Here is a 19,134-nt window from a genome sequence, read left to right on the forward strand (position 1 = left end):
ATACAAGTTAGGAAAATTTAGCAAGTTCGACTAACTCTGACTAAAAAATGCATCATCTTTAACCTTTTGCAACCTGGGCTTATGATTAAGTCCAGACTAGCCCATGAGGGCACTCTTTGGTTTTTTGCCTAACAGAGCAAGATCCGTGAAAATACTGGAGAAACTGATCCTAGAGGGGCAAGGGGAGTAAAAGTATGGCAATGCTAGGGGATCTTCAGGAATTCTCCCTGAGCGACCTATTGCATTTGATGGAGAAGGGTAAGAAATCGGGGCAATTGTCTGTCTGGGCGCCCAATGGTATCTACCGCATCTGGCTTTATCAAGGCCGGGTGATTGCCGCTTTGCCCCCTGAAGAAAAGCATCGCTTGGAAAACCTGCTAACTGGCTCTAGGCTAGTGGACAGCCAGGTGATTAGCCAGTTGGTTGCCAGGGGTCTAGAGGAACCTCTGGGGCGTTGCCTGCAGCAGCAAGGGTTGATCTCCCCTGTAGATTTGGTCAAGCTCTTTCGCCATCAACTGCAAGTGGGGCTCTACTGCCTCTTTGCCTTGGAAGCGGGCCAGTTCAGCTTCTTACCCAACGTACCGTTGCCCTATCAAGAGATGACTGGCTTAAGCAAGGAGGCTTCGGCCGTAGTTTTGGAAGGGCTGCAGCAGCTGAAGCAGGATCAACGTCGGGAAGAAAACTTGCCTCAGCCGGACAGCTACTTCTGGCGCACCAGCCTTGAGCTTCCTCTATACAAGCTTTCGCCGCTGGAGTGGTCGATCTTGGAGCAGGTCTCTCCTTCCCGCAAGCTAGCTGATCTAGCGCGGGCATTGGGGGCTGATTTGTTGGAGGTGCGCTATGCCTGCGCGCGCTTAGCTAAGCTTGGACTCATCGCTCCCTGTGAAGGCCCAATAGCTATGCCTCAGCCTTCTCTGGTGGGCACTTCTAAGGCTTCGGGAGCAAATAACCTTGGAGAGACAAGGGAGCCGGTTAAGCCCTCCTTGGTCAGCCGCCTCTCCATGCTTCTTAGGAGCATTCGCGAGAAATAGCTGGTCGAGTCAACGACTCGGGATTCAGGGTAACTGCTGCCAGGTCGGGTAGCGGGAAAGTCAGCCTTTTCCGCGACTGCACAGTTGTCCGGGAAAAATATTTGGTCGAGAATAGGACGTGCTGTGGGGATCCCTAAAACACTACGCGAGGGAGGCTGGCCATGGCCATAGTCGGAGACCTCCGGGAATTTTCTTTGCCTGACTTGTTGCAGCTAGTTGAAAGGGGCAGCAAAACAGGGCAACTTTCCATCTGGGCCCCAAACGGCATCTACAAAATCTGGTTTTATCAAGGTCGGGTCATTGCTACTCTGCCCCCCGAAGAGGAGCACCGCTTAGAGAGGTTGTTAGCCCGTTCCGCTCTTGTTAGCGATCGGGTCGTGGAAAAGTTGGCTTCCTTCTGTGGTGCGCAAGAGCCTTTGGGGCGCTGTTTACAGCGGCAGGGGTTGATCTCGCCTGCAGATTTGGCCAAGCTCTTTCGCCATCAGCTCCAGGTGGGTCTCTACTGCCTCTTTGCCCTGGAAGCGGGGCAGTTCAGTTTCCTGACCGGCGTACCCATGCCTTATCGAGAGATGACGGGCTTGAGCAAAAGTGCCACCGCTGCAGTTCTAGAAGCGCTGCAGCAGATCAAGTGGGATCAGCGTCCGGAAGAAGACTTGCCCCAACTAGATAGCTACTTCTGGCGCACCAGCACCGAGCTGCCCTTGTACAAGCTCTCTGCCTTGGAGTGGGGGATCCTAGAGCAGGTTTCGCCTTCGCGCAGGCTAACTGACGTGGCCCGGGCGTTGGGTGCAGATCTTCTGGAAGTTCGCTATGCCTGTGCTCGCTTGGCCAAGCTGGGACTCATCAGCCCTTGTGAGGGCCCAGCGGCTATTGCTCCCTCTTTGCCTGCTTCAGATCAGTTGACAGGGAAGGAAAAGCTGAGCGCCAAGCTACCCTCTTTCTCGGAGGAAAGCGGCCAGGTCAAGCCCTCGTTGGTTGCGCGACTGGCTACTTTGCTGAAGGCAGTCCGTGATAAGTAGTTTTGTGGCAGCATCTTCTGCATCAGACAGGAGCATCAGCAAATAGGCGGGAAGATAACAAAGCAAGGAGAGAAAGCATGGCTAACTTATCCTCTTTGCAGGCAATTCTCCAGAACTACATTTCCAGCACGCCAGGAATTCAAGGAGCGGCTGTGGTCACTCCCGATGGGTTGCCATTGGCATCCGCACTGCCCGTAGGCATGGACGAGGAAAGAACCTCTGCCATGTCTGCTGCCATGCTTGCTTTGGGGGAGAGGATTGGGAAAGAGCTGGGTCGTGGAACTATGGAGAGGGTCTTTGTGCAGGGAGAAAAGGGATATGGAGTTTTAACCCGCTGCGGCCCCGATGCTGTCTTGCTGACGATTGCTAGCGATGAGGTAAAGCAGGGCTTGCTGTTTTTGGAGATGAAGCGAGCTGCGGCAAGCATTGCGGAGGCCATGAAGTAGATAGGCTGAGTTTGACTTTGACCTGATTTTGAGGGAACTATGGCCATCAAACCTCTGGAGCTGTTGCAAGTCTTGATCTCGCGTACCGAATTTACGGATGAAGATAAGAAGATTTTGCAGCAAAATGCCGACTGGGGCAGCAGCATTGCCGCAGAGATGTCGGATACCTTTTACAACTACCTGGATCGCGACCCTGAGATGGCGGCAGTCATAGCCAAGCACAACCGGCAGCGGCTGGGCCAGACCTTTGCCGAGTGGTTTAGGGAAATGTTTACAGGCATGGACAACTGGGGCCCCCAGTACGCTGAGCGCCGCTGGAAAATTGGCCTAGTTCACGTGCGCGTTGGCATTGGCCCTCAGCATGTGGTGCCCGCCATGGCCACAGTGGTTCGGGAGGTGAGTCGTCGGCTAGTCAAGGAAGGTAAGCCCGAGGAACTGCGGGTGAGCCTAGGCAAAGTTTGTATGATCGACCTTTCTTTTATTGAGCAAGCCTACCTTGAGGTGGCCTACAACGCTGTGCAACAGGAAACGGGTATGAGCGAGGCCTTGTTTAAACGCTTGATCGCTACCGGAGCTAGCAGTTTAGCTTCTTCCTAACCAATTGGGTTTGAGCGGGCTGGTCTTTCGTAGGGGGAAGCTAACTATGGACAATATTCTCCGCATTGTTGTCACCGGGCCCGTGGGCGCTGGAAAGTCCACCTTTATTCGCACCATCAGCGAGATAGAGGTGGTCGATACCGATTGCAAGGCCACCGATGAGGTGGCAGAGCTAAAGCAAAGCACAACGGTCAGCATGGACTTTGGCCGCCTGAGAATTGGCGAAGAGGAAGAAGAGATGTGGCTGCATCTCTACGGCACGCCCGGCCAGGCCCGCTTTAGCTTTATGTGGGATATTTTAATCCAGCGCGCTCATGGCTACGTTCTTCTGGTGCCTGCCCACCTGCCTGGCCAGTTTCGCAATGCCCAGGCCATTCAAGCCTTTATGAGGTCCAGAACCCGTGCTCCCTCAGTTATTGGGATCACCCACGTCGATCACCCCAATGCCTGGGATCCGGAAGACATTTTGCTGATCCTGAACAACCAAGACGGCTCAATTCCCCACACGACCTTAAATGCTCAAGAGCCGGCTTCTGTGGCCAACACGCTGCTCCTATTGGTTGAGCAACTGATGCCCCAGGTGGTTGTCCCAGCAGAAGATGCTAAGAAATGTTAAGCTAGGGGGAGTTGGGTCAGCTAAGTCTTATGGAGTCCCTCTACCTCAGCGGCGAGTTTTCCCGTAGCCTTGTCAACCCCCCTATCTACTCGGCCATTGCCCTGCTCAGCTTCTTGGCTATTATTTTCGGCATCATCTTTAAAGACAAGTTGGAATACCAGGTAGCCCTTTGGCAGCAGAACCGAGAGGGCCAGGGGCAGATCCGCTACCGCACGCCGGGGATCATCCTCAGCTACACCCTCTGCAATCTGTTTGCCTTTGGCTTTGTAGCTGCCTGTTTACACGTTTTTGGCCTATCTCTGGCTTTGGCGGCCTTGGTCGGCGGGATCCTTGTCTTCAGCACAGCAGGACTGATCTGGTGGCGGCTGGGATCCCTGCTGGAGCTGTTGGCAGTGGGGGGATCCCAAGCCATTGAACTCGACTTTTTGGATGCTGAGGCAGCGGTAGAAGGAGAATAGCAGCTTCTGGGCTCTCGCCAGGCGGCCAGAAAGGCGGCGGAGGTTATCGCCCAAGCGAGAAATGGACGCGGCAGGCAGCTTTGCTACGCTGGTAGCTGGGTCGGTTGCCGGACTGACACCGATAGTTCATCTAAACAACTAGCCCAGCTAGCCCAGTATTGATGCAGAACTTTTGGCAGGCCGTTGCCCAGCACCTCTCTGAAGCCACAGGGGATCCCTTGCATCCTCTACACTACCGTCCCCTGGGCGGGGGCAGCATCAACGCCGCCTACCAGCTTTCCTGTGTGCTTCAGGCTTCTTCTGGCCAGGAAAGACGGGACTACTTTGTCAAGGTGGCGGGGGGAGGAGAAAGAGCGCTGGAGATGTTTGCAGCAGAGGCGGCGGGCCTGCAAACCTTGGCGGCGGCCAATGCCGTGCGGGTGCCACAGCCGATTGCCTGGGGATCCTTTGATGGGCAGGCTTACCTGGTGCTGGAATACCTGGAGCTGAGTTCGCCCCGCCCCCAAACGGGAAGTTTGCTGGGATCCCAGTTGGCCCAGTTGCACCGCACGCTCTCCCCCAACGGCAACTACGGCTGGGATCGCAACAACACCATTGGTTCGACGCCGCAGATCAACAGTTGGCGGCAGAACTGGGTGGAGTTCTACCGAGAACAGCGACTTCTCTACCAGGTCAAGCTGGCTTGTCAGCGGGGTTACCGCGGCGCCTGGGTGACGCAAGCCGAGCGGGTAATGGCGGAGCTAGAGACTTTCTTTCGCAACTACCGGCCCGTCCCGTCTCTGCTACACGGGGATCTCTGGGGCGGCAACTACGGCGCCTTGCCCGATGGCTCGCCGGTAATTTTCGACCCAGCCACCTACTACGGGGATCGGGAGACGGATCTGGCGATGACTGAGCTTTTTGGCGGCTTCCCGGCGGAGTTCTACCGGGCCTATCAAGAGGCCTATCCCCTGGACGAGGGGTATCCTCACCGCAAGCCCCTCTACCAGCTCTACCACTGGCTCAACCATCTCAACTTGTTTGGAGAGGGCTACCTGGGCTCAGTGCAGCGGGCCTTGCAGCAATGCTTACGCTTTCTTGCATAGTCTTGTTCTACTCCCTCGCCTACGCTTAGTTACTGGGATAGCCAGCCGGCAGCTAGCGGCTCTTCTCTGGCGTCGCTTCCCCGGCCATGACCACAGCCCCCATATCTCCCAGCAGGCGAGACTGGTTGCGCAATATCCCCAACAGGTTCAGCCGGTTGGCTCGCAGGCTGGGATCCGGATCCATGACCAAAACCGCCTCGAAGAAACGATCCACTGCAGGGGCTGCTGCCTGTAGGCTCTCCACCAGTGGGGTAAAGTCTCCTTGGCAGGCTGGCCCCACGCCCAGCCGGTAAACCCTTTGACAGGCTTCGTACAGCTCCTGCTCTGCCGTCTCCTGAAACAGCCTAGGATTCACTGCAGCCGCCGGATCCAGCACGGCGTAGTCCAAATTCCCTTGGGTGGCCAGGCGGGCGCAGCGGTTGAGGGTGGGGTAGAGATCTGCCAACTCTCCAGTCGCTCGCAGATGCTGCAGGTACTCGGCCCGCAGCAGGGTGAGAGGCAGGTTGCTCAAAGCCCGCAAGGTCAGTTCCGCTTTCTGGGGCTCCTTGCCGTGGACAGACTCGGGATCCCCGACCACGGCTCTGACCAAGTCGTAGTCAATTCGCTTTTCCTCCTGCAGAAGGATTTGCAGCCGCTGGGCAAGAAACTCCTGCAAGGCCTTTAAGGTCCTTTCGTCTCCCGCCGCGTAGTCCCGCACCACCTGGCGCAGGAGCTCATTGACATCCAACCTCCAGTCAGCCTCCCAGGCAATCAATACCAGGCTGTTGGCAGCCCGCCGCAGGGCAAAGCGATCCGAAGAGCCCGTAGGGATCTGCCCCAGGTGGAACATGCCCACCAGGGTGTCTAGGCGATCTGCCCAGCCCACGACCCGCCCGGTCAAAGAGGTGGGCAGAGCCTCCCCTGCCCCCAAAGGCCAGTAGTGCTGCTCGATCCCCTCGGCCACGGCTTCAGGCTCGCCGTCCTGGCGGGCGTACTCGGCGCCCATGATCCCCTGCAGCTCTGGGAACTCGTACACCATTTGGGTAACCAAATCTGCCTTGCACAGGTAAGCCGTGCGATTCACCAAGGCCTGCTCTTGGGGATCCAAGTTCAAGGCAGTGGCAATGAGGCGGCTGATGTGGCGGATGCGCTCTACTTTGTCGCGCATCGATCCCAGCCCCTCGGCAAAGGTAACCGCCTGGAGACGTTCCACCCGCTGGGCCAAGGGGAGGCGGCGATCCTCCTCGTAGAAAAAGCGGGCATCGGCCAAGCGGGCCCGCACCACACGGCTGTTGCCTGCCGCAATCCGCTCCGCTTGCCGGGGGTCGCCGTTGGAGATGGTGATGAAGTAGGGCAGCAGTTTTCCGGGATCCCGCCCATCCCGCACGGGAAAGTAGCGCTGGTGGGCAATCATCACCGTTTCAATGACCGCAGGGGGCAAGCGCAAAAACTCCGGCTCAAAGCGCCCCAGAACTGCCGTTGGCCACTCCACCAACTGCACCACCTCCTGCAGCAGAGCAGAGGGGATCTGGGCCTGCCCGTTCACCTGCTTGGCTAGCCGGGTCACCTCCGCCTGGATGTGCGCTGCCCGCGCTGCCGGGTCGGGGTTTACCCCTGCTGCTTGCATCTGCTGAACGTAGCTCTCGGCCCGCTCCAAGACGACCTGCGGGGATCCCAAGACGCGGTGGCCACGGCTTACCCGACCAGCCACTAAGCCCGACGGAGGATTGCCGTCAGGGGTAGGCCAGAGCAGAGGCAGCACCTGATCGTCCCAGAGGGAGACCAGCCAGCGGATGGGGCGGGGAAACTTGAACTCCCCGTAGCCCCAGCGCATCATCCGCTTGCCGCTCAAGGAGGTGATCCAGGTGGGCGCCAATTCCTGGAGCACCGCTGCTGTTGGACGTCCCTGCACCCGCTGCACGGCAAAGACAAAGGAGCCCTTCCCCACCTGCCGGATCTCCAGGCTGGCGGGATCCACCCCCTGTTTCTGGGCAAACTTTTCCCCGGCAGGGGTAAGCCGGCCGTCTTGGTAGGCCACCTGAACTGGCGGCCCCTTCACCTCCAGAAGGCGATCCGGCTGTTGGGTGGGCAGCCCCTGCAGCAGAACTGCCAGGCGCCGCGGCGTGCCGAAAAGCTGCATCTGCTCGGCCTGCAGATGGGCTTCTGCCAAAGAGGCCGGGATCCCCGTCCTCCACTGCTCTAGGGCCGAATCCACAAAACTAGCTGGCAGCTCCTCACAGCCAACTTCCAGCAAATAGGCAACCATAGGCTCCGCCCGGCGCTAGCGACGTCTTTCCTCGGCGAGGGTGGGTGTTGATCGCGATTTCTCAGTCTAGCAGGGGAAGCGGGCTGCCGTTTGAGCCAGTCTCACTAGCCCTAGTACCAAGTGGAGTCTCCTGCCGCCAGAACACTCTCCTGCAAACGCGGCGGGTGGGCAGCAGGCAGATGCACCACGATCATGGGGAGGTCGGGACGATGGCGGGCGATGATCTCCGGCTCGCGGCTTAGGCGAAAGCGGCTGCGGGCTTCGCTGAGCACTCCCACCAACATATCCCCCGGCTGCAGGGCTTTGAGCACCTCGGCCACCAACCCCCCCTGCACCCGCTGTACCGGCAGATGGGCATAGCTTGCCGCCCCCGGGCCCGGAGAGCGCTCCTGCAGCGGTCGGGTTTGCACTAAGAGAAGCTGCAGCGCCGCTTTCAACTCCCCAGCCAGCGTCTGCGCCAGCCCAATCGTCTGCTGCAGGGATCCAGGAGACACTTCCAACTCTGGGGCTGCCAAAAGGATGCGCCGCGTCGTCTCGAGCGGAACAGGGAAGCGCGCGATTAGCACCGGGATCTCCACCTGCCGCACCACGGCGTCAATGGTGCTGCCGAAGAAGTTTTCCGCGTAGGTGGAGTAGCCCTTCCAGCCCAGGATCACCAAGGTCGCCTGCCGCTCCAGGGCCGAGCGGACGATTCCCTTTTCCACCGAGTCATCCACCCGGCGAATGGCTTCCACCCGCGCTGCAGCGCTGTGGGCTAGGGACTCGGCAAAGGACAACAACTGCTCTTGCCGGGCCAGGGCTGCTGGCGAGATCCCAGCACAGTCAGACAAAACATGCAGCGGCAGCAGTGTTCCCCCTTCTTTCTTGGCCAGAATCAGAGCCAACCGCAGCAGGTTGCTCTCAGTCTCGGGGTTGACTACCGGCACCAGGACGCGGGATCCCCAGGCTGGCTTGGGCAATTCAGTGGACTCTGCCGCCACTTCGGCTGGCTGCATTTGCTCTCCCCAGCGGGCCACAATCCAAGGCGAGGCAACACAGGTCACCAGGATCATGGCAATGGTGCCGTTCACCGTCAGCTCATCCACCAACTCCACCTGAAAAGCCACCGTGATTGCCGCCAGGGTAGCCGCCGCCTGGGCCATCGACAGGCCAAACATGACCATAGCGCTGGCCAAGCGCCAGCCAAACAGTTGCGCCGGGATCCAAGCCGCCAGAAACTTGCTCACCACCTCCGCTGCGATCATCACCCCGCCCACCAGCAGTGTGCGCGGCTCTCCCAAGAGAATGCCGGGATTGATCAACATCCCCACCGAGATCAAGAAAAAAGGCACAAACAGGGTGTTGCCGATAAACCGGATCCGGTTCATCAGGGGGCTGAGAGGCGGGATGATGGGGGTAATGGCCGTCCCGGCCAGAAAGGCTCCCACCACCGGCTCAATGCCGATCAACCCCGCTCCGTAGGCCACCACAAACAAAGTGGCGATCACGAAAGTAAACTCTGCTCCCTCGTCGTGACCAAAGCGTTGAAAGAACCAACTGCCCAGCTTAGGCACCCCCCACAGGGTGGCAAACGTGTAGAGGGCAATGGAAGGGATCAACGTCAGCCAAAAGCGCAGCGACAGCTCCCCTTGGTGGGCGCGCACCACCACCGCCAGCACCAACAAGGCCAGGACATTCGTGATAAGGGTGGCCCCCAAGGTAGCCGTTACCGTCTGCAGACGCATCAACCCCAGCTTGGAGACAATGGGCAGCCCAATCAGGGTATGGGAGGCAAAGCAGGAGGCCACCAGCACCGCCGCCAGGAAGTCATACCCAATGGCCAGCATGGCTGCTGTGCCGATGAGCATGGGCAACAGGAAGGTAAACGCCCCGAAGATGCTGGCCTTGCCGGCGTTGAGCTTTAAATCCTCCAGGCTGGTCTCCAGCCCGGCCATGAACATGAGAAACAACAGCCCCACCGTGCCCAACAAGACGATGGTCTCGTCCCGCTGCAGGATCCCCAAGCCGTAGGGCCCCACCACCAACCCGGACAAGATCAGGCCGATGATCCCCGGCAGGCGCAGTCGCTCAAATAGCAGCGGGGCCACCAGCATGATCGTCAGGATGATGAGGAATACCAGCACCGGGTTTTTCACCGGGCCGACTACGGCTAGAGGGATCCCTGAAATTTGCAGCCAGCTAGCCAGCATAGATACCCAAAGGACAGCAACCAGATGCCCGCCTGAGTCTATCAGATTCTTCCAGGTTCGAGGTGCCTTGCAAAAAGAGCAAAGGGATCCCCAGTTGCTGAGGATCCCTCGAATCCCATCAAAAGAGGTCTGCCTAGCTGGCAGAGGCGGAGCTAGTCTTCAAGGGGATCCCCTGTCCAGGGATCCCAGAACAGATACACTCAGGCTGCCGCCAGCCGAGCGTTGGCAGCATCCCAGTTCACCAGGTGCTCCAGGTAGGCGGTGATGTAGTCAGGCCGCCGGTTCTGGTAGTCCAGGTAGTAGGCATGCTCCCACACATCCAGTGTTAGCAGGGGAACTTGGCCGTGGACCAGCGGGTTTTCCGCGTTGGGGGTTTTGGTCACTTTCAGGGTGCCGTTGTCCAGCACCAGCCAGGCCCAGCCGCTGCCAAACTGGGTGGCCGCCGCCGTTTTGAAAGCCTCCACAAACTTGTCGTAGCCGCCTAGATCAGCGTTGATCTTGTCGGCAATGGGCCCTGTCGGCGCGCCGCCCCCGCCTGGCTTCATGGATTCCCAGAAAAAGGTGTGGTTCCAAACCTGGGCGGCATTGTTGAAGATGCCCACTTTATCAGGATCCCCGAACGTAGTCTTCATGATTTCTTCCAGGGACTTGTTGGCCAGCTCGGTGCCTTCGATCAGCTTGTTTAGGTTGGCTACATAGGCCGCATGGTGCTTGCCGTGGTGGTAGGAGAAGGTTTCTGCCGACATGTAGGGCTGAAGCGCGTCGGCAGGGTAGGGCAGAGGTGGGAGTTCAAAGGCCATAGTCGTCTGTCCTCTGGGTCTTGTGCGAAAGATGCAAGAAAGGACGCTGGGAAGGCAAGCCTAAACCAGACAAAGGCGTTACCTTTCTTTGCAGTCTTAGTGTAACTCAGAACCACTACGCTCTGGATCCCCCAGTCATGGCGGTGGGGATCTGGTGCCCCAGCGCCCTGTTTGCCCTGGCCTGAAAGCCCAAACCAGCGGGATCCCTGCCCCAGCAGCTCGATCAGCAGGGGGACAACATCAAAGCCGCGGTGATGGCGGCAATGGTAACCCCATTGCGGGTGAAGTTGAGGGTGTCGCGGCTGAGCTGGAAAAAGCGCTCGCCCCAGCGTTTGACTTCCGCCTCCAGGCGTTCTTCGGCACTGGCAATGCGCTCCTCGGTGCCGGCAATGGTTTGTAGCAGCTCTTGGTTTTGCCGGGCCAGTTGGGCGATGGCCTGGGCGTTGGCCTCGACAGTGCGCTCAATGCGCGCCAACCGCTCCTCGCTATCGCTCATGGTTGGGGAAGGGGAAAGTAATCGGGGCTGGGGAAATCCTGGGGCGGGATCCCTTGCAGGGCCTCTGTCATAAAGCGCTTCCAGATGGGAGCGACAAAAGCGCCTCCTGCCGTACCCGGGAGCATGGGAGAGTTGTTGTCGTTGCCAATCCAGATGGCAGTGGACAGTTGCGGCACATAGCCGATGAACCAAGCGTCGCGGAAATCCGAGGTGGTGCCCGTTTTGCCAGCCACCGGTCGCCCATCGTCCAGACGGGCTGCCGTCCCGGTGCCCTGGGTTACCACCCCTTTGAGGATCTGGTTGAGGGTGGCCACCGCCCAGGGATCCAAAACCTGCCGCGGCTGGGGTTTGGCCTCGAAGAGAACTTGGCCGTTGCGACCCACCACCTGGGCTAGGAGCGTCGGCTCCACCCAGTAGCCGCCGTTGGCAAACACGGCATAGCTGGCTGCCATCTCTAGGGGGCTGGCGCTGGCCGACCCCAGGGCAGTGGTTAAGTTGGGGGGCATCTCGGCGCTGAGGCCGGTGGCCTGGGCTGCAGCAATGACGTTGTGGATCCCGACTTCCTCTGCCAGCTTGACGGTGGGCACGTTGCGGGAGAGCTCCAAGGCGCGGGCAAAGGTGAGGGGGCCGTAAAAGGTGTTGTCATAGTTTTTCGGCCTGTAGGGAGGAGAGCCGGGATAGGTGACGGGGGTGTCGTAGAGGATGCTGTAGGGTGTGTAGCGGCCGCTAGCCAGGGCCGCATAGTACACGTAGGGCTTGAAGGTGGAGCCAGTCTGGCGAAAGGCTTGGGTGGCGCGGTTAAATTGGCCCCGCCGAGCGTTGATGCCGCCCACAAGGGCCTTGACGTAGCCTGTGCGGGGATCCACCGCCGCCAGAGCCATCTGATCAGCCCGGCGAGTGGCGGTAAGGCGAGGCCCGTCTTCGTTGACGATGCGCTGGGCAATGCGCTGCAGCCGCAGGTCGATAGTGGCCTGAACCCGCAGCCCCCCCTGGAGGATGGCCTGCTCGCCAAAGCGGCGCCGCAGCTCTGCCTCAATGGCGTCGGTAACCGCCGGCGCGTTGCTTTGGAAAGAGGTGATGCGGCCAAAAGTCAGCTTCTGCTCTCGCGCTGCCTGCGCCTCTTCTGGGGTAATCCACTGGAGCTGCACCAGGCGATCCAGCACCAGCCGTTGGCGCCGCTTGGCTGCCTCCAGGTTGCGAAAGGGGCTGAAGATTTCTGGCGCCGGCAGGATCCCGGCCAGCATTGCTGCTTCCGCCAAGTTGAGCTCCGCCGCATCTTTGTTGAAGTAGCTGCGGGCTGCCGCCTGAATGCCGTAGAGATTGTGCCCCCAGTACACCTGGTTGAGGTACATCTCTAGGATCTCGTCTTTGGTGAAGACCTGCTCCAGCCGCACCGCTAGCACCATCTCGGCCACCTTGCGGCTGAGGGTGCGCTCCGGCTTTAGAAAAAGGTTTTTCACCAACTGCATCGTCAGGGTGGATCCACCCCCCGCCGAGCCCCATCCCCCCTCGACGCTGCCCAAGAGTGCCCGGCCCAAGCTGACCGGGTTGATGCCGGGGTGGGTGTAGAAATGGCTGTCTTCAATAGCCAGCAGCGCTTTCTTCATCTCCGGGGAGACTTCTTCGAGGGAGATTACCTCCCGGTTGGCTTCCCCGTGGAGGCTAGCAATGGGCTCGCCGTGGATATCGACAATGTGGGTGGTGGCCACCGGCACGTAGTTCCGCAATTGACGCACATCGGGCAGGTTGCGGAAGCTAATGGCCAACCCCAACAAGCCAGCAGCCGTTGCCGTAGAGCCCAAAAGCAGGGATCCCAGCAACAGGTTGCCCACCGTGCCAGCAACCTGAGCAAGCCAGGAGAAGCGGGTGGGCGGGACGTCATCGGCGTACTCGTCGTAGTCCAGGTGGGGAAAGGGGCGGCTGGAAGAGTGCCGCGGAGCTCTCGAGGGTCTGGGACTGTAGGTCACGTCAAGAACTCCGTCACTTCAGCGTTGCGGAGAACCCCAAGTTTGCCCCATTATAGGGCGGCGCTTCCTGGGCCGGCAGGGGATCCTCGCCGCCTCTAGGCAAGGGAATAAAATGGCTCATGTTGCCTCTCAGTGCAGAGATGGAGCCAACTCCTATCTCTTCCGCTCTAGAGGATCCCCGCATTGCCGAGATCACCCAGCGGGGGGTAGCCGAGATCTTTCCAGGGGGAGCAGCAGCTCTGGCAGAGCGCCTAGCCAAAACCGATCGCCCCTTGCGGGTCAAGCTGGGCATCGATCCCACGCGGCCGGATCTGCACCTGGGCCATGCGGTGGTCTTGCGCAAGTTGCGCCAGTTCCAGGATGCCGGCCATGTGGCTATTTTGCTCATCGGTGACTTTACGGCTCTAGTAGGAGATCCCACCGGCCAATCGGAGGCCCGTCCCCGCCTGACCCCAGAAGAAGTGGAAGAAAACGCCCGCACCTATCTGGAGCAGGCTGCCAAGATCTTGGACTTTGAGACCCCTGGCCGGCTGGAGGTGCGCCGCAACAGCGAGTGGCTAGCCCGCCTCACCCTCAGCGAGCTCATTGAGCTCCAAGCCCAGATGACAGTGGGGCAGATGTTGGCCAAAGAAGACTTTGCCCAGCGCTACCGCTCGGGAACGCCCATCTACTTGCACGAATTTCTCTACCCTCTCCTGCAAGGCTACGACTCGGTGGCACTGGAGGCGGATGTGGAGTTGGGGGGAACCGACCAGCGCTTTAACCTCCTAGTTGGCCGGGAGCTACAGCTTTGGAAAGGGCAAACCCCGCAGTTTTGCCTAACGGTGCCTCTTTTGGAGGGCTTGGATGGCTACCAGAAGATGTCCAAGTCCAAGAACAACTACGTGGGCTTGACCGAGGATCCCCTCACCATGTACTCCAAGCTGGAGAAGGTGCCGGATCACCTGGTGGAGCGCTATTTTGAGCTGCTGACCTCGGTGCCCCTGTCGGAGCTGCCGGCGGATCCCCGTCAGCGCCAGATTCTCCTAGCCAAAACCCTAGTGGCTCAGTTTCACTCCCCTGAGGTGGCAGAAGAGGCCCAGCGCACCGCCCAAGCCCTGGTGTTGCAAGGTGAACTTGTCGAGACCGCCTCCATCCCCACCTTTGCTGTCGAGGGCTTGTCCTATCCGGTTAAGCTCAGCTACATCCTGCGCGAGTCCGGCCTGTGCAAGAGCGCTGCCGAGGCCCGTCGGCAGATTCAAGGGGGCGCTGTGCGGCTAGATGGTCAAAAGGTGGAGGATCCCAACCTGGAGTTTGCCAACGCTTCGGAGCTAGCGGGGCGGGTTTTGCAGGTGGGCAAAAAGGCTTTCCGGCGGCTGGTGGTGGGTAATTCCCTCACCGAGCACGGGCAGGCTTGAAGCCAAGGCCAGGTTTTTTGAAGGGTGGTGAAGTCGGGAGAGTTGTTGAGAAAACCGACTCTGGCCTGGATCAGCTTGATCTGGCCTCGGCCAATGCCTCAGTGAGCTTTTGTCTTACCAGCTCTTGGGCTTGCAAAATATTGGGATCTGCTGCCCATTCTGGCGCTTCCCTGACCGGGTCATCTTCGGAAGTAAACTCCAAATCGTAAACCTCGCTGCGGTAGATGGGGCTGAAGCATTCCCAAGCCCGCAAACTGTAGAAGTAGGGAAATAGCCGCACGATGCAATCGATATCCAAAGCCTCGGCAAAGCGGCGAAAAGCCTCTTCTTCTGAGACCGGAAAAGGCGCATAGTGCTCGGAGACAAACCACTTCAAAAACTTGCGGGCCTCTGGAACAATTTGCTCAGGGGCCATGGATTCCAGCACTGCCGCGTTGAAGCAGTTAACCAAAAGGTGCTCCAGCAGCACGGCGTTGTACTCGGCAAAGCAGGTTTGCTCGCGGCTTTCCACTGGCTGCCAGGGCATGTTGCCGTTGGCGGCAATAAATAGGTGCACCAGGACGTGGGAAGGGTTGGTTTGAATAAAGCCATGTCCCTCTAGTTTGGCGCCGTCGCAGCTAAAGAGCTGGAATTGAGGGCTCCAGTAGAACTTCAGTTGCTTTGCCGCCATGCTCTAGCCGTCCTCTTGTCCAATGACGGGATCCCTTCACCTGAATTGACAAGCTGTTATGCACTATAGGCCATGGAAGAAAGCGCTGGCCTCATTTGACAATCAGCCGGAGATCAAGCTCTCCATCATTGGCAAAGTCGGAGCCGCCTTCGCACAAGACAGACTTCAGCCCCCCTATTAGGATCCAAGCGGCTGGTCGAGCTAGAGTCAGCTGAGCCTACTTCCGCCGCTGCCGCTACGAGGCAAGGGCTCTGACCACGCAGCGCTTGCCGCCGGCGAGGGTAGAATGCCAGGCTGAGAGCAAAAGCAGCATTGGCAATGGGTGAAGACATGACACAGCGTGCTCAGCAGGGATCCCCAGTTGGCGGCAGGGCCGAGCGGTGGGAGGGGGGGAGGAAATCGCTCCGGCTGGTTTTGGCCGCTGTATTGCTTTGGGCGGTTTGGCTGGGTGGGATCCCGGCGCTGGCGCTGCCCCAAGGGGATGCCATTACCGATCCGCGTACTCTCTTGCGGCGGGCCCTGCCCATCCAGGACAGTCGGATTTGGGAAATCGATGAAGCCATCACCAAAATCGAGGCGGACCTGAAGTACAACCGCTGGTCAGCCGTGCGGGGAGATGTGCGCCAGGTGGAGCGGCTTCTGGACCGCTACACGGATCCCCTGCTGGCGGAGTTGCCCCCTGAGCAAGCTGCTGCCGCCTCTGAAGAAATTGCCGCTCTGCGGCAGGAGTTGCAAACCATCAACCAGGCCACGGAGCGCAAACCCAAGGGCAAAGAAGAGGCTCGCGCCGCCTACGACCGTCTGGTGGACAAACTGGGATCCCTGGAGAGCAAGTGGGTGGGGGCTTTCCCCTACGAGATCCCGCAGGAGTATGCCGACAGGCCCCAGCTCCTGGGCCGAGCAGAAGTGGAGCTGAACACCACCGCTGGGCGTATGGTGATCACCCTCGATGGCTATAGTGCTCCAATCACTGCCGGCAACTTCGCTGACTTGGTGCAGCGGGGCTTCTACGATGGCCTGACCTTTGATCGAGTGGAGAAATTCTTCCTTGTGCAAGCCGGGGATCCTCCTGGCCCTGCCGACGGCTATGTGGATCCGGCCACGGGCAAAGTTCGCACCATTCCTCTGGAGATTCGCGCCAAAGGTGAATTAATGCCCCGCTACGGCCAGACTTTTGAGCAACTGGGCCTCTGGGATGTGGAGCCGGCTTTGCCTTTTTCTGCCGAGGGAACAGTGGCTATGGCTCGCTATCTAGAGGATCCCAACAGCGCCTCTTCTCAGTTCTTCATCTTCATGGCCGAGCCGGATCTCACCCCCGCCGGCCTCAACCTCATGGATGGCCGCTACGCTGTGTTTGGGTATGTTACTGAAGGCACCGAGGTGCTGCGCAAAATTAAGCTGGGGGATCGCATTCTAAGCGCCCGCATCATCTCGGGCAAAGAAAACCTCAAAAATGCCTAAAGCCGTTTCCGCAAGCGAGGGGAATCCCCAAGAGGCAGTATGATCGGTAGGGCTGGCAAGCCCCAGCTTGCAGGATGCCCTTGCCTAGGAGACAGGGGGAAGCGACTGTGAGGTACTTCAGCAGGCAAGTCCGTCGGGGTCAATCCTCGCTAGGGCAGGAGCGCTGGGCTCTTGTCGAGGCCCGCCTTGAGCAACTGCTTAGAGCCGCTGAAGCCAACTTGCAGGCCAATGCCGAGTTGCGCCAACAGCAAGAGAAGCTGCAGCGCCAACTGGAGGCCGAGTGCCGCCAAAGCCAAGCTCTGCGCGACGCCATCGTTGACCTGCGCGCTAGCGTCATGGAGCTGCGGGAGGGACAGGCCTTCTGGCAAAGCCAGGTAGACGATCTGCGCACCTGCCTGCGGGATCTGCTCAAAGAACACAGTGAGCTGGTGCAGATCATTGCCCAGCAGCAGCACATTCTCAAGGATTGTAAGGAAGTCATCCGCGCCATTCTGGAACACATGCGGGACGACCATCGCGACTTTCGCTCTGCCCTCAACATCTTGCTGGAGGAACTGCACCAGACCGTGCGCTGCTTAGTTCTCCAGTCAGGTGGCTCCCTTCCCAAATCTGCCCGCCATCCTGAAGCGCCAGAGGTCGATCCCGCCGCCGACAAAACCTCTTTGGCCTAGCGCCCTTCTGCAACGGCTAGAGCGGACAGAGCAGGTGCAACTCCCTAAGCCGTTCCCCCCTGACTACCAGTGCTACGCTTGTTCTGCCTCCAGCTCAGCCTTGGAAAGAATCTGGGTTCGCCGGGGATCGCCGAAGGTTTTCTTCAGGTGGCGCAGCTCTTTCTTCAAATAGTTCAAAAGCTTGCGGCGGTCACTCAGGAGCCCCTGCAATTCTTCGATGCGGGCCTGTAGCTGGGACTGCTCTTGCTGCAACCGTTCCCGTTCCAAGGCCGTCAGGCGGCGCAGAGGCATGGCTAAGATGGTCTCCGCCTGCTGAGGGGTACAACCCAAGCGGGCCTGCAGTTGGGCTTTGGCGGTGGCGCCATCGGATGCTTGCTGCAGCAGGTCGATCACCCCCTGCAGATTGGCCAGGGCCAGCACCATCCCCGCCACTTCTTCTACCTTGCGCTGTAGCTGCTGCAGTTCGGCGCGGAACAGGCGGTTGAGGGTGGCTTCGCGAAACTGTAAAAAATGCTGCAAGATTTGCTTCAGGTTAAGCTGCTGCGGCTTGCCATCCACCAAGGCCAGCAGGATTACCCCAAAGTTGCTCTGCAAAGGGGTCAGCTCATAGAGCTGCTGCAAAACCTCCTGGGGATTGGCCTCCCGCTTAAGCTCCACCACCACGCGAATGCCTTTGCGATCCGACTCATCCCGCAAGTCGGCAATGCCGCTGAGACGACCCTGGGCAACCAGCTCTGCCACTTTCTCAATCCAGGCGGCTTTGTTCACCTGGTAGGGAAACTCGGTGATGACCAGGGCGGGCCGCCGGTGGCGTCCTTTGCCCGGCTGAGCCTCCTCAAAGTGGGCCACTCCCCGCAGGGTGATGGAGCCACGCCCGCTGAGATAGGCTTCGCGGATCCCTTGGCTGTCGACAATCTGGCCGCCGGTGGGAAAGTCCGGCCCCGGGATCCAGCGCAACAGCTCCTCGGCGCTGAGGTTGGGACGGTCAATCAGAGCCAGCAGGCCGTCCACCACTTCTCCCAAGTTGTGGGGCGGAATACTGGTGGCCATGCCTACGGCGATCCCGGAAGCGCCGTTGAGGAGCAAGATGGGCAGGCGGGCTGGCAAAGCGGTCGGCTCGATGTGGGATCCGTCGAAATTGGGGGCAAAATCGACGACCTCTTCCGAGAGCTGCTCCAGAAGCACTCTGTGGCTCAGGGTCGACAGTCGGCACTCTGTGTAGCGCATGGCTGCCGGCGGGTCGTTGTCCACCGAACCGAAGTTGCCGTGTCCCGCCACCAGGGGATAGCGGCTGGCAAAGTCTTGGGCCATGCGCACCAGCGCGTCATAAACTGCCTGATCCCCGTGCGGGTGGTATTTCCCCAGCACCTCCCCCACCACCCGAGCGCATTTGCGGTAGGGGCGATCCGGCATCAGGCCCAGCTCGTGCATGGCGTAGAGGATACGGCGATGGACTGGCTTGAGGCCATCCCGCACATCTGGCAAGGCCCGCCCCACGATCACGCTCATGGCGTATTCTAGGTAGGAGCGCTGCATCTCCTCCCGCAAATCGGTTGCAATCACCCGCCCTGGACGGGATCCCGGTAGTTGCCGAGTCATGACCCAGCGGAGCCTCTAGTGCTGTTTCGTCTCCAGAAAGTGCCCTGCAGGGAATGCTAGCCTAGCCTGTGAGAGCTGGCGTCCAGATGGCAAAGGAGTGGCAGAGCTATGCAGCCCAAGACCCTTGGGTCGGCCCTAAAATTGATGGTAGCTGCTGCTGCTATTAGCGCCGCCATCAAATACGGTGGCCCCTACCTGGCCTTGCCGAAGACTCTGCCGGTAATGGTCACCATGATTGCTTCCCCTGCTGTGGTTATGGCCGCCCTTCTGTGGCGCTGGCAACAGCGCTCTTCCCTCTCCCCAGCCCTTACCCAAGACCTTCAGGGCTCGCCACCAACGGCAGGGCTTAAAGACCTGGACTGACCTTCCCCCTAGCGGAGACAAACG

The 19,134-nt window shown here is 59.6% G+C and carries 17 protein-coding genes and 1 pseudogene; 11 read left to right on the plus strand and 7 right to left on the minus strand.

Annotation, left to right across the window (positions count from 1 at the left end):
• The first annotated feature begins 194 nt into the window (after positions 1 to 194).
• From NW807_RS08430 to NW807_RS08460, 7 genes are all read left to right on the plus strand, one after another.
• A complete protein-coding gene (locus tag NW807_RS08430) occupies positions 195 to 1,031 on the plus strand; it encodes a DUF4388 domain-containing protein (protein ID WP_414425817.1) in 837 nt (278 codons plus the stop codon).
• A 161-nt stretch (positions 1,032 to 1,192) separates the two neighbouring features.
• Positions 1,193 to 2,050 (plus strand): DUF4388 domain-containing protein, encoded by an 858-nt coding sequence (locus tag NW807_RS08435; RefSeq protein ID WP_414425818.1) that lies wholly within the window; start codon positions 1,193 to 1,195, stop codon positions 2,048 to 2,050.
• 77 nt (positions 2,051 to 2,127) lie between these two features.
• The gene (locus tag NW807_RS08440) at positions 2,128 to 2,496 is read left to right on the plus strand and encodes a roadblock/LC7 domain-containing protein (RefSeq protein WP_414425819.1); all 369 of its coding nucleotides are present in this window, start codon (positions 2,128 to 2,130) and stop codon (positions 2,494 to 2,496) included.
• Positions 2,497 to 2,535: 39 nt separating this feature from the next.
• Positions 2,536 to 3,093: a protoglobin domain-containing protein gene (locus NW807_RS08445; RefSeq protein ID WP_414411219.1), complete on the plus strand. Its 558-nt coding sequence runs from the start codon at positions 2,536 to 2,538 to the stop codon at positions 3,091 to 3,093.
• Positions 3,094 to 3,139: 46 nt separating this feature from the next.
• Positions 3,140 to 3,709, plus strand: a complete 570-nt coding sequence (locus NW807_RS08450; protein WP_414425820.1) for a GTP-binding protein — start codon at positions 3,140 to 3,142, stop codon at positions 3,707 to 3,709.
• Positions 3,710 to 3,738: 29 nt separating this feature from the next.
• Entirely contained in the window at positions 3,739 to 4,167 is a 429-nt protein-coding gene (locus NW807_RS08455) for a hypothetical protein (protein ID WP_414411217.1), read from the plus strand.
• A 161-nt stretch (positions 4,168 to 4,328) separates the two neighbouring features.
• Positions 4,329 to 5,252 (plus strand): fructosamine kinase family protein, encoded by a 924-nt coding sequence (locus NW807_RS08460; protein ID WP_414425821.1) that lies wholly within the window; start codon positions 4,329 to 4,331, stop codon positions 5,250 to 5,252.
• A gap of 52 nt (positions 5,253 to 5,304) precedes the next feature.
• On the opposite strand, the gene glyS is transcribed toward NW807_RS08460, so the two are convergent.
• The 5 genes from glyS to NW807_RS08485 all read right to left on the minus strand — a co-directional run bounded on the left by glyS (position 5,305) and on the right by NW807_RS08485 (position 12,949).
• On the minus strand, positions 5,305 to 7,497 hold the full coding sequence (gene glyS / locus NW807_RS08465; RefSeq protein ID WP_414425822.1) for a glycine--tRNA ligase subunit beta: 2,193 nt from the start codon (positions 7,495 to 7,497) through the stop codon (positions 5,305 to 5,307).
• A gap of 110 nt (positions 7,498 to 7,607) precedes the next feature.
• Positions 7,608 to 9,686 carry a cation:proton antiporter gene (locus tag NW807_RS08470; protein WP_414425823.1) on the minus strand — a complete coding sequence of 693 codons (2,079 nt, stop codon included), beginning with the start codon at positions 9,684 to 9,686 and terminating at the stop codon, positions 7,608 to 7,610.
• Between the two features lie 200 nt (positions 9,687 to 9,886).
• Complete coding sequence (locus NW807_RS08475; protein ID WP_414393646.1) at positions 9,887 to 10,486, minus strand: superoxide dismutase; 600 nt, start codon at positions 10,484 to 10,486, stop codon at positions 9,887 to 9,889.
• Positions 10,487 to 10,709: 223 nt separating this feature from the next.
• Positions 10,710 to 10,982 (minus strand): hypothetical protein, encoded by a 273-nt coding sequence (locus NW807_RS08480; protein WP_414425824.1) that lies wholly within the window; start codon positions 10,980 to 10,982, stop codon positions 10,710 to 10,712.
• Positions 10,979 to 12,949, minus strand: a complete 1,971-nt coding sequence (locus NW807_RS08485) for a transglycosylase domain-containing protein (protein ID WP_414425825.1) — start codon at positions 12,947 to 12,949, stop codon at positions 10,979 to 10,981. The genes NW807_RS08480 and NW807_RS08485 overlap by 4 nt, the downstream gene beginning before the upstream one ends.
• Before the next feature lie 140 nt (positions 12,950 to 13,089).
• Between NW807_RS08485 and tyrS the strand changes: the two genes are divergently transcribed.
• Positions 13,090 to 14,346: a tyrosine--tRNA ligase gene (gene tyrS / locus NW807_RS08490; RefSeq protein WP_414405351.1), complete on the plus strand. Its 1,257-nt coding sequence runs from the start codon at positions 13,090 to 13,092 to the stop codon at positions 14,344 to 14,346.
• Positions 14,347 to 14,416: 70 nt separating this feature from the next.
• Here tyrS and NW807_RS08495 read toward each other — a convergent pair whose 3' ends face one another.
• On the minus strand, positions 14,417 to 15,016 hold the full coding sequence (locus NW807_RS08495) for a hypothetical protein (protein WP_414425826.1): 600 nt from the start codon (positions 15,014 to 15,016) through the stop codon (positions 14,417 to 14,419).
• 330 nt (positions 15,017 to 15,346) lie between these two features.
• Between NW807_RS08495 and NW807_RS08500 the strand changes: the two genes are divergently transcribed.
• Complete coding sequence (locus NW807_RS08500; RefSeq protein WP_414425827.1) at positions 15,347 to 16,477, plus strand: peptidylprolyl isomerase; 1,131 nt, start codon at positions 15,347 to 15,349, stop codon at positions 16,475 to 16,477.
• A 107-nt stretch (positions 16,478 to 16,584) separates the two neighbouring features.
• Positions 16,585 to 17,148 (plus strand): hypothetical protein, encoded by a 564-nt coding sequence (locus tag NW807_RS08505; RefSeq protein WP_414393635.1) that lies wholly within the window; start codon positions 16,585 to 16,587, stop codon positions 17,146 to 17,148.
• A 78-nt stretch (positions 17,149 to 17,226) separates the two neighbouring features.
• On the opposite strand, the pseudogene NW807_RS08510 reads toward NW807_RS08505, so the two are convergent.
• Positions 17,227 to 18,747, minus strand: a pseudogene (locus NW807_RS08510) (DNA gyrase/topoisomerase IV subunit A); the annotation flags it as partial.
• A gap of 108 nt (positions 18,748 to 18,855) precedes the next feature.
• Here NW807_RS08510 and NW807_RS08515 point away from each other — a divergent pair.
• Positions 18,856 to 19,110 (plus strand): hypothetical protein, encoded by a 255-nt coding sequence (locus NW807_RS08515; protein ID WP_414425828.1) that lies wholly within the window; start codon positions 18,856 to 18,858, stop codon positions 19,108 to 19,110.
• The last annotated feature ends 24 nt before the right edge of the window (positions 19,111 to 19,134 follow it).

It is taken from the genome of Synechococcus sp. R70.1, assembly GCF_047461675.1.
Taxonomy (GTDB): domain Bacteria; phylum Cyanobacteriota; class Cyanobacteriia; order Thermostichales; family Thermostichaceae; genus Thermostichus.